Here is a 14561-nt window from a genome sequence, read left to right as displayed (position 1 = left end):
GGCTACTGCGGCAGCGAGGCGACGAAGTCGAGCTTGTCGAGGACCGGGTCTGGGATGACGAACGGGTAGAGGTCGTCCTTGCCCATCGAGCGGTTGATCATGTTCAGCGCGACCGACAGCGGCACCCAGATCCCGCTGACGACGTCGCGGAAGCTCGAGAACGCCGAGACCGGCGCGACCGAGGTCAGGCCGTACTCACCGGCGGTCTCGATGGTGTCGCAGATGTGCAGGTAGTGCGCGAAGGTCTCGGCGAAGTCCTCGAAGGGGTGCATCGTGGCGTACGTCGAGATGAACCGCTGCTCCCAGCCGGCCGGCGGGCCCTCGGAGTAGTGCCGGTCGATCTCGGCCTGGTAGTCGATCGACTCGTCGCCGAACAGCTCGCGACAGCGCGCCATCCGCTCCTCGCCGCGGACCAGCTGCCACTCGTAGTAGTGGCCGACCTCGTGCCGGAAGTGCCCGAGCATGGTGCGGTAGGGCTCGTCGAGCTGGGCGCGGACCTTCTCGCGGTACGCCGCGTCGGACTCGGCCAGGTCGATGGTGATGACGCCGTCCTCGTGGCCGATGACGACGTTCTCCTCCACCGAGGAGAGGAGGTCGAAGGCCAGGCCCTCGTCGGGGTCCCCGCCCTGGGCCGGATCCTTGCCGACGACCCGGAAGCCGAGGGTGTCGAGCTCGGCGACGAGGTGTCGCTTGGCCTTCTCCGCCGCGGGGTAGTTGGTCAGCCCGACCTCGTCGTCGTCAGCGGGGCGGGTGCGGGTCAGGTCACAGGCCGAGCACTGCCCGCCCTCGGTGGTGGCCAGCCAGGTGCAGCCGGACAGGTTGAGGTTGCAGCAGACGTGCCAGACCAACCCCTCGGCGTCGACGTAGCGCCCCTGCTCGTCGACGGGGACGATCGCGCGCTCGGCGCGGGAGTAGCCCAGGGCCGTCCCGCAGGAGACGCACACCGAGTTCTCGAAGTAGAGCGGGTTGTCGCACACCCGGCAGCGGTAGGACTTCACGTCGAGATGGTGTCAGAGGGGTGCGACGTCGACCTCCACCCGCAGGGTGGATCTTTTGGCCTCGGTGAAGATCACACCCTTGACCGGCGGCACGTCCCCGTAGTCGCGGCCCCAGGCGACGGTGACGTAGCGGTCGCCGGCCCACTGGTCGTTGGTCGGGTCGATGGCCAGCCACTCCCCCGGCCCGCCGCCGTCGTGGTCGGGCAGCCACACCTCCACCCACGCGTGCGAGGCGTCGGCGCCGACGATCCGCTCCTTGCCCGGGGGCGGCTCGGTGGCGAGGTAGCCCGAGACGTAGCGGGCGGCCAGGCCGTGGCCGCGCAGGCAGGCCAGCGTGAGGTGGGCGAAGTCCTGGCAGACGCCCGCGCGCTTGCCGAAGATGTCGTCGATCGTGGACGTCACGGTCGTCGCGGTCTTGTCGTAGGCGAAGTCGCGGTGGATGCGGGTCATCAGGTCCGATGCCGCCTCGCCGATCGGGCGACCGCGGGTCAGCGACTCCGCGGCGTACTCCTTGGCCTCGGCGGTCTGCTCTGCCGAGCCGGACGCGAGCGCGAAGTCGGTGGCCTGCCAGGCCCCGGGGAGCGTCGGGTCGAGCAGCGGCCGGGCCCGCTCCCACGCGCCGCCGAGTGCGGCGTCGGAGTGGATGGGCGTGGTGACGGTGACCTCGGAGAGCGCGTCGACGATCAGCGTCGTGTGCCGCTCGGTCACCTGGAAGTACGTCGCCAGGTTGCCGTAGTAGTCGGTCTCCTGCGCCAGGTCGGACGCCTCCGGGTCGACCGCGACCTCGTGGCTGGCGACCTCCTGCCACGGCAGCGACCTGGGGGTCAGATAGGCCAGGCCGAAGGAGTCGGTGACCGGCTCGTCGTAGGAGTAGACGGTGCGGTGGGAGACGCGGTACCTCACGCGCCCTCCCGCGTGCCCGGGGCGTCGTCGGCCAGCGGCTCGGTGATGGCCGGGATGGTGCCGGTGGCCGGCTCGGCCGGCAGCGAGTCGACGATCGCGAGCGCGCCGAAGGAGCGCGGCGGCGGGCCGGAGCGCAGGTGCAGGTCCTCGACCGACTCACCGAGCCGCGCCAGCCGGTCCAGGGTGTCGTCGAGGAAGGACTCGAGGTTGGGCCGGTTGACCCCGCCGATCGCCACCAGCTCGGCCACCGACTGGTCCTCGACCTCCGCCAGCAGGTTCTCGACCAGCCGCTCGGGTCGGGTGGACCCGGTCGAGGCCGGCAGCGCCGCGACGTGGTCGCGCACCTCGGCGAGGCTGAAGGCCAGGGAGCGCGGGTTGTCGGGGTCGACGACCAGCAGCTCGAGCACCCCGGCGGGGCGCACGTAGCCGCGGTAGCGACGGCGGTGGGTCACCGAGGACTCCGCGGACTCCAGCACCGCGTTGAGGACCGTCCGGTCGACGTCGATGCCGCGCCGCACCGTGGTCGAGGAACGCAGCAGGTGGACCAGCTGCAGGGAACGCTCCAGCGAGCGGCCCGCGCCGATCATGTGCCAGCCGTCGTCGCGCATCATGCTCGCGAAGACGCCCTGCAGGGACAGCACGCCGGTGAGGATGCGACCGGCGGTGTCGGCGACCTGGTGGCTGTGCGGGTTCGCGGCCAACGCCTCGTGCGCGCGCTCGACGACGCCGAACGCACGCCAGGTGTCGGCGGAGAGCTGGTCGCGGACGTCGGTGAGGGCGGTGCGGAGGTTCTCGATCGAGTGGGCGACCGAGCCGACGCGGTCGGCATCGGTGAGCAGCGAGCGGAACTCCGCGTCGAGGTCGTCGAACTGCCGGCCCGCGAGACGCCCGATGGTGCCCAGCAGGACCGCCAGGCTGGCGCCACCCACCGAGCCGGGGCTGGTGCGGAAGTCCTCGGAGATGGTGTGGGTGACGATGAGCAGCCGCAGCATGTCCTCGGCGCGCTCGGCGTACCGGCCGACCCAGAAGAGGTCCTCGAGGACACGGGGGACGGTGACCGCGACGGCGCGCGCGGCGGTCATCGACATCACCTCGGCCAGGCCCTGGTCGGCGTCGGCCGGGTCGGCCTTGAGCACCCAGACGTCCTTGCTGGCCGAGGAGCGGAAGCCGCCGTCGTCGTAGACGTTGGCCAGCCCGCCGACCAGCGGGCGGTAGGAGCCGCCGTAGCGCAGCGCGAAGGTCCGCAGCGTCACCGGCCGCGGCCGCGCCGCGCCGCTGCGCCAGGTCGGCACCTGGGAGAACGGCAGTCGCTCCTGGCCGACGTAGCGGTGCGGCTCGTCGAGGATCCGCTCGATGACCTTGGCCGTGGGCAGGCGCTCCAGCTCCGCCGAGGGGCCGTCGATGGGTCGCACGTGCAGGGGGAGGTACGGCGCCAGGCCGGGGTTCTCGAGCACGCCGGACCCGAGCCCGTTGACGACCCGGACGCGCCCGCGACGCACCGCCTCCACGAGCCCGGCGACGCCCAGCTGGGACTCCCCGCGCAGCTCCAGCGGGTCGGACCACGCGGCGTCGACGCGCCGCAGGATCACGTCGACCCGCTCCATGCGGCCCCGCCCCTGGCGGAGGTACACCCACCCGTCGCGGATCAGCAGGTCGCTGCCCTGGACCAACGGGAAGCCGAGCGTGGAGGCGACGAAGGCCTGGTCGTAGGCGGTCTCGGAGTGCGTGCCCGGCGAGAGCACCACGACCCGGGGGTCGGCGAGGTCGCCGTTGGCGGACTGGATCAGCGCCGAGCGCAGCGCCCAGAAGTAGGGCTCCATCCGGTGCAGGCCGGCCTGGCGGTAGAGCTCGGGGACGACGCGGGAGATGACGCGGCGGTTCTCCATCGCGTAGCCCAGGCCCGACGGGGCCTGGGCCCGGTCGCCGATGACCCGCCACTCGCCCGCGGCGTCGCGCGCCAGGTCGGTGGCGGAGAAGACCAGCGGCCGCGGGTCGATCGGCTGCTCGCCCAGCGAGCGCCGCGCGACCGCACGGGTGAAGCCACCGTGGCCGAGCACGACCGCGGGCGGGACGACGCCCTCGGCGAGCAGCCGCTGGTCGCCGTACAGGTCGACGAGCAGGGCGTTGAAGAGCTCCGCGCGCTGGGCGAGGCCCTTCTCCAGGGGCGCCCAGGTGCGGGCGTCGATCACGAGCGGGACCGGGTCGAGGCGCCACGGTCCCTGCCGGTCACCGGGACGCGCGTAGGTGACGCCGTCGTCGGCGAGGAAGCGGGCGATGTCGCTGTCGGCGCGGTACATGTCCCCGGGGGTCAGCGAGACCGCCAGCTCGGCCAGGCCCTTCCACGCCGGTCGCAGCGACCCGTCGGGGCCGACCACCTCGTCGAAGCGACCGGGGCCGTCGGGGTCGCCCAGCGTGGGCTGGGACGTGGCGGCGGCGTAGTCGCGGAGGACCGTCATCCGGCCCTCCCTCGCACCGCGCTCACGTCAGGAGCCGCCCCGGGACGCGACGCAGGTCGAGGGTGTGCGGGGTCTCCGGCGCGGTGGCGCGGGCCGCGGCCTCGCGCATCCCGCCGACGTCGAGCGTGCCGGCGGTGTGCCCGCGCGGCTCGAAGCGCACCGCACGGCGGGCCTCGGCCTCCTGGGCGTTGACCGGCGGGGTGGCGTAGTTGCGACCGCCCGGGTGGGACACGTGGTAGGTCGCGCCGCCCAGGCTGACCTCGGCGGCGGTGTCGACGACCTCGACGTGCAGCGGGGCGTGCACCGCGATCGAGGGGTGCAGGGCCGACCACGGCTGCCAGGCGCGGTAGCGCACACCGGCGTACAGCTCGCCGGGGCGTCCTGTCGGGGTCAGGGGCACCGGGACACCCTGACACGTCACCAGGTGCCGGCGGGGGTCGATCCCCCGAACCGTGACCTGGAGACGCTCGACGGAGGAGTCGACGTAGCGGGCGGTGCCGCCGCTGGTGGCCTCCTCGCCCAGCACCATCCACGGCTCGATCGCCTGGCGCAGCTCGAGCTCTGCCGGCGGCCGGCCGGCGCCCAGCGGCACCTCGGTCTGCCCGATCCGCGGGAAGCGGAACTCGGTGAACGGGTCGAGCCAGGACTCCTCGAAACCGATGCCCGCTGCCCTCAGGTCGGCCGCGACGGCGGCGATGTCGCGGATGCAGCCCTGCGGGAGCAGGAAGTCCTCGTGCAGCGCGGCGCCCCAGCGGATCAGCGGGTCGGTGCACGGCTCGTCCCAGAACATCGCGACCAGGCTGCGCACCAGCAGGGCCTGCACCAACGCCATCTGCGGGTGCGGCGGCATCTCGAAGCCGCGCAGCTCCAGCAGCCCGAGGCGTCCCCGCGAGGAGTCGGGGCTGTAGAGCTTGTCGATGCAGAACTCCGCGCGGTGGGTGTTGCCGGTCAGGTCGGTCAGCAGGTGTCGCAGGGCGCGGTCGACCAGCCACGGGCGCGGCTCGAGCGGCTCGCCGTCCTCGTCGGTCTCGGTCGCCAGGTGCTCGACGATCCGGCCGATCTCCTGGATCGCGATCTCCATCTCGTAGACCGCCTCGGGCCGGCCCTCGTCGAAGCGCGGCGCCTGGCTGGTCGGGCCGATGAAGCGCCCGGAGAAGAGGTAGGACAGCGAGGGGTGCCGCTGCCAGTAGGTCAGCAGGCTGACCAGCAGGTCGGGGCGCCGCAGCAGCGGGCTGTCGACGGGCTGGTGGCCGCCGAGGGTGAGGTGGTTGCCGCCGCCGGTGCCGGTGTGCAGCCCGTCGAGGTCGAACTTCTCGGTCGTCAGCCGCGCCTGCCGGGCGTGCTCGTAGAGCGTCTCGGTCAGGTCGCGCTGCTCGGCCCAGGACCGGGTCGGCTGCACGTTGACCTCGATGACGCCGGGGTCGGGGGTGACGGTGAGGCTGGTCAGGCGCGGGTCCGGCGGCGGGCCGTAGCCCTCGAGCACCACCGGTCGGCCCACCTTGCGGGCAGACACCTCGACCAGCCGCAGCAGGTCGGCGTAGTCCTCCAGCCGCTCGGTCGGCGGCAGGAAGACGTGCACGTGCCCGTCCCGGGCCTCGAAGGCCAGCGCCGTGGTGGGCGCGCCCTCGGGGTCGACGACCTCCACGCTCGGCACCTTCGGCTCCAGCGGCGGGCCGGCCTCGAGGTACGACGGCTGGTCGGTCGCCTCGGGGTCGGTCCACGAGATCGAGTCCAGCGGCAGGCGCAGCCCCACGGCACTCGTGCCCGGGGTCAGCACCAGCCGGCCGCGGCGGAAGCGCCACTGCGGGCTGGTCCACTCCTCGCCGGTGGCCAGCGGCAGCACCCAGCCGGTGGGCTCGGTGACGTCGGCGTCGAGCCGGGCGACCAGGTCCAGCGCCTGCTGGTCCAGCCCCTCGAGGCCCTCCTCCTCGCTCGGGCGCTCGCCGTGCGGCTGGCGCACGTGGTCGGCCAGCGCCGCGAACGGGTCCTCGTACGCCGCCCGCAGCTGCTCCGCGGGCAGGCCCAGCACGGCGGTGACCCGCTCGGCCAGTGCGCGAGCGTCCTCGTCGGTGGCGCTCTGCCCGTCGGGGGCCTCCACCCAGGGCTCGGCGAACAGCGCGGGGTCCTGCCACAGCGGCACCCCGTCGGTGCGCCACTGGAGACCGATGTTCCAGCGGGGCAGCGGCTCGCCCGGGTACCACTTGCCCTGGCCCCGGTGCACGACCCCTCCACCGGCGTACACCTGCCGGAGGCGGTCGGCGAGGTCGCGGGCCAGCGCTCGCTTCTCGGGGCCGTCGGCGTCGGTGTTCCACTGCGGCGTGGTGGCGTCGTCGAGGGAGACGAACGTGGGCTCACCACCCATCGTCAGGCGCACGTCGCCCTTCTGGAGGCGCTCGTCGACGGCCTCGCCGAGCGCGTCGATGCGGGCCCACTGGGCATCGGTGTAGGGCTTGGTGACCCGGGGGTCCTCGTGGACGCGGGTGACCTGGTTGTGGAAGGAGAAGGTGACCTCGACCGGGTCGGTGGCGCCCTCGATGGGCGCGGCGCTGCTGGGGTGCGGGGTCGCCGAGAGCGGGATGTGGCCCTCGCCGGCGAAGAGCGCGGAGGTGGGGTCCATGCCGACCCAGCCGGCGCCCGGGACGAACACCTCGGTCCAGGCGTGCAGGTCGGTGAAGTCCTCGGCCGGGCCGCTGGGGCCGTCGAGGCTCTCCTGGTCGGCGGCGAGCTGGACGAGGTAGCCGGAGACGAAGCGGGCGGCCAGGCCGTACATCCGCAGCAGGCTGACCAGCAGCCACGCGGAGTCGCGGCAGGACCCGATGCCCAGGCGCAGCGTCTCGTCGGGGTCCTGCACGCCCGGCTCCATGCGCACGCTGTAGGCGACGTCGCGGTGGACCGCGGAGTTGAGCTCGGCGAGGAACGTGACCGTGGGGACGCCGTCCTCGGGCAGGTCGGGCAGCCTCTCCCGCCAGGCGGCCAGGTCGTCGCTGGCGTCGACGGGGCGCAGGTACGGCGCGAGGTCGGCGGCGAGCGAGTCTTCGTAGGTGAAGGGGAACCGCTCGGCGTACTCCTCGATGAAGAAGTCGAACGGGTTGATCGTCATCAGGTCCGCGACCAGCCCGACGGTGATGTCGAGGGTCTCGACCTTCTCGGGGAAGACCAGACGGGCCAGCCAGTTGCCGAAGGGATCCTGCTGCCAGTTCACGAAGTGGTTGGCCGGCTTCACGTCCAGGCTGTAGGCCTCGATCGGCGTGCGGCAGTGCGGCGCCGGCCGCAGCCGCACCACGTGCGGTGCCACCGACACGGGCTCGGCGAAGTCGTAGGTGGTGCGGTGCTCCAGCGCGACCTTGATCGACATGGCGCAAGCCTGCCGGACGAGGGTTGCGCCGCGGTAACGCCCGAGGGGGGACCACCGGGGTCGCTGCGGGGAACGGCCCGTGAGGTTCAGCGGGGGGCCGCTGAACCTCTCGGTACGCCGATGCAGCTGCGTCGGGGGGTCCGTGAGGTCCATCGGGGCGCCGATGAACCTCACAGCACCCCGACCAGCCTCACGCGGCCCGACTCACGCGGCCGACTCACGCGAACCGGGCTGCGACCTCCACCAGCCGGTCGTTCGCCTCGGGCTCGCCGACCGAGACCCGGCAGCCCTCGCCGGCGAAGGGCCGGACCACGATGCCGGCCTGGTCGCAGGCGGCGGCGAAGTCGGCGGTGCGCTCGCCGAGGGCGAACCAGAAGAAGTTCCCCTGGCTGTCGGGGATTCGGGCCTCGGGCACGTCCCAACCGACCTCACGCAGGGCCGCGCCGACCCGGTCGCGCTCGGCGACCAGCGCGTCGACCCGCTCGAGCAGCGCCGACTCTGCCTCCAGCGAGGCGACCGCGGCCACCTGGGCGACGGCCGAGACGCCGAAGGGCAGCGAGACCGCGCGCAGCGCGGCGGCGATCTCGGAGTGCGCGACGGCGTAGCCGACGCGGAATCCCGCCAGGCCGTAGGCCTTGGAGAAGGTGCGGAAGAGCACCACGTTGGGGTGCGCGCGGTAGGTCGCGAGGCCGTCGACGGCGTCGGGCATCCGGACGAACTCAAGGTAGGCCTCGTCGACGACGACCACGACGTGCGACGGCACCTTCGCGAGGAACGCGTCGAGCTCGGTCTGGGTCACCGACGGGCCGGTGGGGTTGTTGGGGGTGCAGACGATGACGACCTTGGTGCGGTCGGTGATCGCCGCGGCCATCGCGTCGAGGTCGTGGCGGGCCTCGTCGGTCAGCGGCACCTGCACCGAGACGGCCCCCGCGGACGTCACGGCGATGGGGTAGGCCTCGAAGGAGCGCCACGCGTAGACGACCTCGTCGCCGGGGTCGCAGAAGGCGGCCAGCAGCTGGTAGATCAGCGCCACCGAGCCGGTGCCGGCGGCAAGGTCCTCGACCGGCACGCCGAGGCGCGCGGCCAGGCCGGCGTACAACGTCGCGTTGCCCATGTCGGGGTAGCGGTTCATCAGGTCCACCGCGCCACGGGCTGCCTCGATGACGCCGGGCAGCGGCGGGTAGGGGTTCTCGTTGCTGGAGAGCTTGTAGGTCACCAGGTCCGGCCGCGGGGTGGGCGGCTTCCCGGGGACGTAGGCCGGGATCTCGCGGATGTGCGAGCGCGGCTGCGGGGTCGACGGGGTGGTCATGACGACCACCCTAGGCGTCGACGTCCCGACGCCACGGACGGACGAGCGGCAGCAGCGCCAGCCCGACCAGGACCCCGATCGCGGCGCCGGTGAGGTTGTCGACGACGTCGGTGACGTCGCAGGAGCGGTCCAGGCGCGAGAGCACCTGCTGGGTGGCCTCGATCCCCACCGAGACCAGGCCCAGGCCGAGCAGCCCGACCGGGATCGTCCACCGGGCGCTGCGCCACCGGGCGAGCACCAGCACGAGCAGGGCGCCCGACGGCACGAAGATCACGGCGTTGAGCAGCCGTTGCCCGCCGCTGACGATCCAGAAGCCATCGGGCGCCGGCCCGCCGTAGTCGAAGGAGCAGGAGTTGTAGAAGCGCTCGTCGGCGTAGACCACGCCTGGCGCACCGTCGGTGGGGATCAGCGTGAGCACGCCGATCGTGGCCAGCGACCAGAGCAGCAGGCCCAGGGACCACGCCCACGCAGCGCCCGTACGACGACGCAGCACCGCGACCAGGGCCAGGCACGGCACGCCGGCCACCGCGATGCCGAGCAGCATCACGCCCACACCACCGACCGGGAACACCGCCCCGAGGGTAGTGGCGCAACCCCGGCCGGGTGTGGACCCGCGCCCCTGCGGGGACCTGCGTCCACCTGCCATGATCGAGGGGTGCGCATCGTGACCTGGCTCTTCACCAACGCCGTCGCGCTGGCTGCCGCCGCGTGGCTGATCGACGGCATCACGTTCACCCCCGGCAACGCGCCGACCTCGGAGAAGATCGTGCCGCTGCTGCTGGTGGCGCTGATCCTCGGTGCGGTCACCGCGTTCGTGAAGCCGGTGCTGAAGGTGCTGTCCTTCCCGCTGATCCTGCTCACGCTGGGGCTGTTCCTGCTGGTCATCAATGCCGGCATGCTGCTGCTGACCGACGCGATCGCCGAGGCGGCCGACATCGGGTTCGAGGTGACCGGGTTCTGGCCCGCGGTCGGCGGCGCGATCGTGATCACCGTCGTCACCTGGATCGTCGACGGCGTCCTCGGCACCGACGACTGACCACCGCCACAGAGCTCTCGGGACACCTCGTGACCACCCCTGCGCTGCCCGCGCCGCGCGAACCCGGCCGCTACCGCGTCGGGCTGGTCTGCCTGGGCAACATCTGCCGCTCCCCGATGGCCGACGTCGTGCTGCGCACCCGCGTCGACGAGGCCGGCCTGGCCGCCTCGGTCGCCGTCGACTCCTGCGGCACCGGCGGCTGGCACGTCGGCGACCCGATGGACCGTCGGGCCGCCGCCACGCTCACCGCCGCCGGCTACGACCCGGTCCACCGGGCGCAGCAGTTCGCCCCCACCTGGCTCGAGGACCACGACCTGCTGCTGGCCATGGACGGCTCCAACCTCGCCGACATCGGGGGCCGGTCCGACCGGGTCCGGCTCTTCCGCGACTTCGACCCCGTCGGCACCGGTGGCGAGGTACCGGACCCCTACTACGGTGGGGACTCCGGCTTCGAGGAGGTGCTGTCGATGGTGGAGCGCACGTGCCCGCGGAGGTCGCCGGCGGCGACACCTGCCGCGCCACCAAGCTGCGTCTCTCCGACGGCACGACCGCGCTGATGAAGACCGCGCCCCGCGTCCCGGACGGCTTCTTCGAGGCCGAGGCCGCCGGGCTGCGCTGGCTGGGCTCCGCCCCCGGCGACGCCGCCCCCGTCCCCGACGTGCTGGCCGTCGACGAGGAGTGCCTGGTCGTGCGCTGGGTCGAGCCGGCGCGTCCCTCCCTCGAGGCCGCGACGGCCTTCGGGCGCGCGCTGGCGCACACCCACCTCGCCGGCGCCGAGGCGTTCGGTGCCGAGCGGGACGGCTTCATCGGCCGCCTCCCCCTGCCCCAGCGCACCGCCCCCACGTGGGCGGAGTTCTACGCCGTACGCCGCGTGCTGCCCTACCTCAAGCTCGCCCGCGACCGAGGTGCACTGGAGGACCACCAGGCCGCCCGGATCGAGTCGCTCGTCGGACGGCTCCCCGGCCTGCTGCCGGAGGAGCCGCCGGCCCTGCTCCACGGCGACCTGTGGAACGGCAACGTCGTGTGGGGCGCCGGGTCCCCCGGGGAGCCTGCGCAGGGCTGGCTGGTCGACCCGGCGGCGTACGGCGGGCACCGCGAGGTGGACCTCGCCATGCTCGCCCTCTTCGGGCTGCCGCACCTGCCGCAGGTGCTCGAGGCCTACGAGTCGGTGCACCCGTTGGCCGAGGGCTGGCAGGACCGCCTCGCGCTGCACCAGCTCTTCCCGCTGCTGGTGCACGCGTGCCTCTTCGGTGGCGGCTACGGCCCGCGGGCCGCCGACCTGGCCGCGCGCTACCTGTGAGCGCGCGCCCCACGACCGGACCCCATGACACCGCGGGCACTCTCAGCCACCGCTCAGCCGTGCCTGGCACAGTGATCGGGTGAGCACCTCCGCCGACACCCGACAGCGCGTCCTCGTCGTCGACGACGACAAGGCCGTGCGGGAGTCGCTGCGCCGCAGCCTGGAGTACAACGGCTACGACGTCGTGCTGGCCAGCGACGGTGCCGAGGCCCTGGCCTCGATCGGCACCGCGCGGCCCGACGTGGTCGTGATGGACGTGATGATGCCGCGCCTGGGCGGGCTGGAGACGACCCGTGCGCTGCGGGCCGCCGGCCACGACCTGCCGGTGCTGGTGCTGACCGCGCGCGACGCCGTGGGCGACAGGGTCGAGGGCCTGGACGCCGGGGCCGACGACTACCTCACCAAGCCCTTCGCGCTCGCCGAGCTGCTGGCACGGCTGCGCGCCCTGCTGCGCCGGGTCACCCCCGCCGAGGGCGCCCACGACGAGGTGCTCTCCTTCGCCGACCTGACCATGGACACCGCCAGCCGCGAGGTGCACCGCGGGCAGCGGGCCATCGAGCTGACCCGCACCGAGTTCACGCTGCTGGAGATGTTCCTGCGCCGGCCGCGGCGGGGGCTCGAGCGGTCCTTCATCCTCGAGGAGGTCTGGGGCTACGACTTCCCCACGACCGCCAACTCGCTGGAGGTCTACGTCGGCTACCTGCGCCGCAAGACACGCTGCTCACCACGATCGCGGTGGGCGTCGCCGTCGCGTTCGTCGCGCTCGGTGCGTTCGTCACCACCCGTCTGCAGCTGCAGAGCAGCCTGGACTCCTCGCTGCTCGAGCGGGCCCAGCAGGCGGCGACCCAGGCGACGCTGGCCAACAACGTGCGCGCCGACATCCCGCCGTGGGCGCTGGGTGCCGGTGACATCCGCATCGCCTTCATCGACCTCGACCACAACCCGCCGGTCCTGTCGGCCGACAGCGCCGACGACCCCAAGATCTCCCTCGGCGACGAGGAGCTCGCGGTCGCGCTGGGCACGGCCGACTACTCGCTGCGCACCGTCGAGACCGGTGACGAGCGCTTCCGGGTGGTCGCGGTGCCGGCCGGTCAGGACCGCCAGGCCCTCGTGCTCGCGCAGTCGCTGGACCCGCAGGAGAAGGTGCTGGCCAAGCTCGGCTTCGTCAGCATCCTGTTCGGCCTCTCCGGCATCATCACCGCCGCCATGGCCGGGTGGGCGGTCGCGACCAACGGCCTGCGTCCCGTGCGCCGGCTCACCGGCGCAGTCGAGACCATCGCCCGCACCGAGCGGCTCGAGCCGATCACCGTCGAGGGCGACGACGAGGTCGCCCGGCTGGCCACCGCGTTCAACCAGATGCTGCAGGCGCTCGACCACTCCCGGGCCCGTCAGCGCCAGCTCGTCGCCGACGCCGGGCACGAGCTGCGCACGCCGCTCACCTCGCTGCGCACCAACATCGAGCTCCTCGGGCAGGCCGACGGCGGCGGCGCGGACCTGCCCCCCGGCACCCGGGAGGAGCTGCTCGACGACGTGTCGGCCCAGATCGAGGAGCTCAGCCAGCTCGTCGGCGACCTCGTCGAGCTGGCCCGCGACGAGCCGTTGCCGACCGTCGTGGAGACCATCGACCTCGCCGAGGCGGTCGACCACGCGGTCGAGCGCGTCCGCCGCCGCGCGCCGCTGCTCACCTTCGAGGTCGACGTCGCGCCCTGGGTGGTGCGCGGCGAGGCCGGGACGCTGGAGCGCGCCGTCACGAACCTCCTCGACAACGCCGCGAAGTGGAGCCCGCCCGGTGGCACCGTGCGGGTCTCGCTGGTCGACGGCGTGCTTACCGTCGACGACGAGGGCCCCGGCATCGCCGAGCAGGACCTGCCCCACGTCTTCGACCGGTTCTACCGGTCCGAGGAGTCCCGGGCGATGCCCGGCTCCGGGCTCGGCCTCTCGATCGTGGCGCAGGCCGCCGAGCGGCACGCGGGCCGCGTGCACGCCGAGCGGTCGCCGTACGGCGGTGCACGGCTGGTCCTGGTCCTGCCCGGCGACGCGACCACGTCGGCCTGAGCCGACCGCGGCCGACCTAGACTCGCGACCCATGACTGGGGAAGAGGCGACGTTCCTGCCCGTCAGCATCATCCTGGGCGGCGTGCAGAAGGGGGCCTCCGGCACCCTGCACGCGCTGCTGGTCCGGCACCGTCACGTCGCCCGGCACGGGGTGAAGGAGCGGCACTTCTTCGACGACGACTCCCGCGACTGGTCGACGCCGGACTACTCCGACTACGGCACCGTCCCGCGGGCCGACCAGCAGGGGCTCGCACGCCGGGCGATCGACTCGACACCGTCGTACCTCTTCTGGCCGGGGGCCGTGGAGCGGATCGCCGCCTACGACGCCCACCTCGCCGCGACCGGTGGGCCGCAGGTGCAGGTGGTGCTGTGCTTCCGCGACCCGATCGAGCGGGCGTTCTCGCAGTGGACGATGCTCACCGACAAGCTCGCCGGGAAGCGGGAGTACCCCTCCTTCGGCGAGCTGATCCGGATGCGCACGCCCGGCGTCTCCGAGGTGCCGGAGGGCTGGAGCAAGCGCGACGCGCGGCAGTACTCCGTCGTCGCGCGCGGCCTCTACGGCATCCAGCTGCGCCGCGCGCTCGAGCACCTGCCCCGCGAGCGGATGCTGCTGATGCGCTTCGACGACGTCGTCGGCGACCCGGGCGCGGCGCTGGACTCGATGACCGACTTCCTGGGCCTGCACCGCTTCGGCCGCGACATCGACCCCCGCCCACGCAACTCCCACGAGCGGCGCCTCGACGCGCCTCCACCGACCGGTGAGGACCTGCGACTGCTCGCCGACACCTACGCCGACGACCTCGCGACCTTCACCGCCATCTCCGGCCTCGACACCTCCGGCTGGTCCACCGCCCGCATCCTGCGCGACGACCTCGACCCCGCCGAGCTCGCCGACCGCCTCGCCCGCAAGGCCGGCCTGCTCTGACGCCGAGACGTCACTCACGCACGGCCGAACCGTCACTCACGCACGGCCCAGACGTCGCCCGCGCACGGCCCAGACGTCACTGATGCACGGCGTCCCGCTGGTCGAGGTGCGAGGCGAGCCAGCGCCGAGACGCTTCTATAGCGTGTCAAGGGCTGCGAGGTGTCGGTAGATCTCGCGTGCGATGTAGCGCTTGAGGCAGCGGCGGATGCGGGGTTTGGTGAGGG

General features: G+C 73.2%; 11 protein-coding genes and 1 pseudogene. 5 read left to right on the top strand and 7 right to left on the bottom strand.

Annotation, left to right across the window (positions count from 1 at the left end; translation table 11 throughout):
- Nucleotides 1–2: 2 nt before the first annotated feature.
- From A6R01_RS16290 to A6R01_RS16265, 6 genes are all read right to left on the bottom strand, one after another.
- The gene (locus A6R01_RS16290; RefSeq protein ID WP_292608085.1) at nt 3–998 is read right to left on the bottom strand and encodes a putative zinc-binding metallopeptidase; all 996 of its coding nucleotides are present in this window, start codon (nt 996–998) and stop codon (nt 3–5) included.
- A gap of 12 nt (nt 999–1010) precedes the next feature.
- The gene (locus tag A6R01_RS16285; RefSeq protein WP_292608082.1) at nt 1011–1901 is read right to left on the bottom strand and encodes a transglutaminase family protein; all 891 of its coding nucleotides are present in this window, start codon (nt 1899–1901) and stop codon (nt 1011–1013) included.
- The gene (locus tag A6R01_RS16280) at nt 1898–4357 is read right to left on the bottom strand and encodes a circularly permuted type 2 ATP-grasp protein (RefSeq protein ID WP_292608079.1); all 2460 of its coding nucleotides are present in this window, start codon (nt 4355–4357) and stop codon (nt 1898–1900) included. The genes A6R01_RS16285 and A6R01_RS16280 overlap by 4 nt, the downstream gene beginning before the upstream one ends.
- Before the next feature lie 22 nt (nt 4358–4379).
- Nucleotides 4380–7712: a DUF2126 domain-containing protein gene (locus A6R01_RS16275; RefSeq protein ID WP_292608076.1), complete on the bottom strand. Its 3333-nt coding sequence runs from the start codon at nt 7710–7712 to the stop codon at nt 4380–4382.
- 217 nt (nt 7713–7929) lie between these two features.
- A complete protein-coding gene (gene hisC / locus A6R01_RS16270; protein WP_292608074.1) occupies nt 7930–9021 on the bottom strand; it encodes a histidinol-phosphate transaminase in 1092 nt (363 codons plus the stop codon).
- Between the two features lie 10 nt (nt 9022–9031).
- Nucleotides 9032–9592, bottom strand: coding sequence for a VanZ family protein (locus A6R01_RS16265; RefSeq protein ID WP_292608071.1), 561 nt, complete (start codon nt 9590–9592; stop codon nt 9032–9034).
- Nucleotides 9593–9676: 84 nt separating this feature from the next.
- Here A6R01_RS16265 and A6R01_RS16260 point away from each other — a divergent pair, with 84 nt between their 5' ends.
- From A6R01_RS16260 to A6R01_RS16240, 5 genes and pseudogenes are all read left to right on the top strand, one after another.
- Nucleotides 9677–10057, top strand: coding sequence for a phage holin family protein (locus tag A6R01_RS16260; RefSeq protein ID WP_292608068.1), 381 nt, complete (start codon nt 9677–9679; stop codon nt 10055–10057).
- Between the two features lie 29 nt (nt 10058–10086).
- Entirely contained in the window at nt 10087–10614 is a 528-nt protein-coding gene (locus A6R01_RS16255) for a low molecular weight protein-tyrosine-phosphatase (RefSeq protein WP_292608066.1), read from the top strand.
- A complete protein-coding gene (locus tag A6R01_RS16250; protein ID WP_292608063.1) occupies nt 10539–11357 on the top strand; it encodes a fructosamine kinase family protein in 819 nt (272 codons plus the stop codon). Before A6R01_RS16255 ends, A6R01_RS16250 begins: the two co-directional genes overlap by 76 nt.
- Before the next feature lie 79 nt (nt 11358–11436).
- Nucleotides 11437–12072, top strand: a pseudogene (locus A6R01_RS16245) (response regulator transcription factor); the annotation flags it as partial.
- Between the two features lie 20 nt (nt 12073–12092).
- Nucleotides 12093–13412, top strand: coding sequence for a HAMP domain-containing sensor histidine kinase (locus A6R01_RS16240; protein ID WP_292608060.1), 1320 nt, complete (start codon nt 12093–12095; stop codon nt 13410–13412).
- Nucleotides 13413–13428: 16 nt separating this feature from the next.
- Here the strand turns inward: A6R01_RS16240 and A6R01_RS18365 are convergent, their stop codons facing one another.
- Nucleotides 13429–14355 carry a hypothetical protein gene (locus A6R01_RS18365; protein ID WP_366925122.1) on the bottom strand — a complete coding sequence of 309 codons (927 nt, stop codon included), beginning with the start codon at nt 14353–14355 and terminating at the stop codon, nt 13429–13431.
- Nucleotides 14356–14561: the final 206 nt, after the last annotated feature.

Origin of the sequence: Nocardioides sp. REDSEA-S30_B4 (assembly GCF_001627265.1) — a bacterium.
GTDB lineage: Bacteria > Actinomycetota > Actinomycetes > Propionibacteriales > Nocardioidaceae > Nocardioides.
This window is presented reverse-complemented; position numbering and strand designations above follow the sequence as displayed.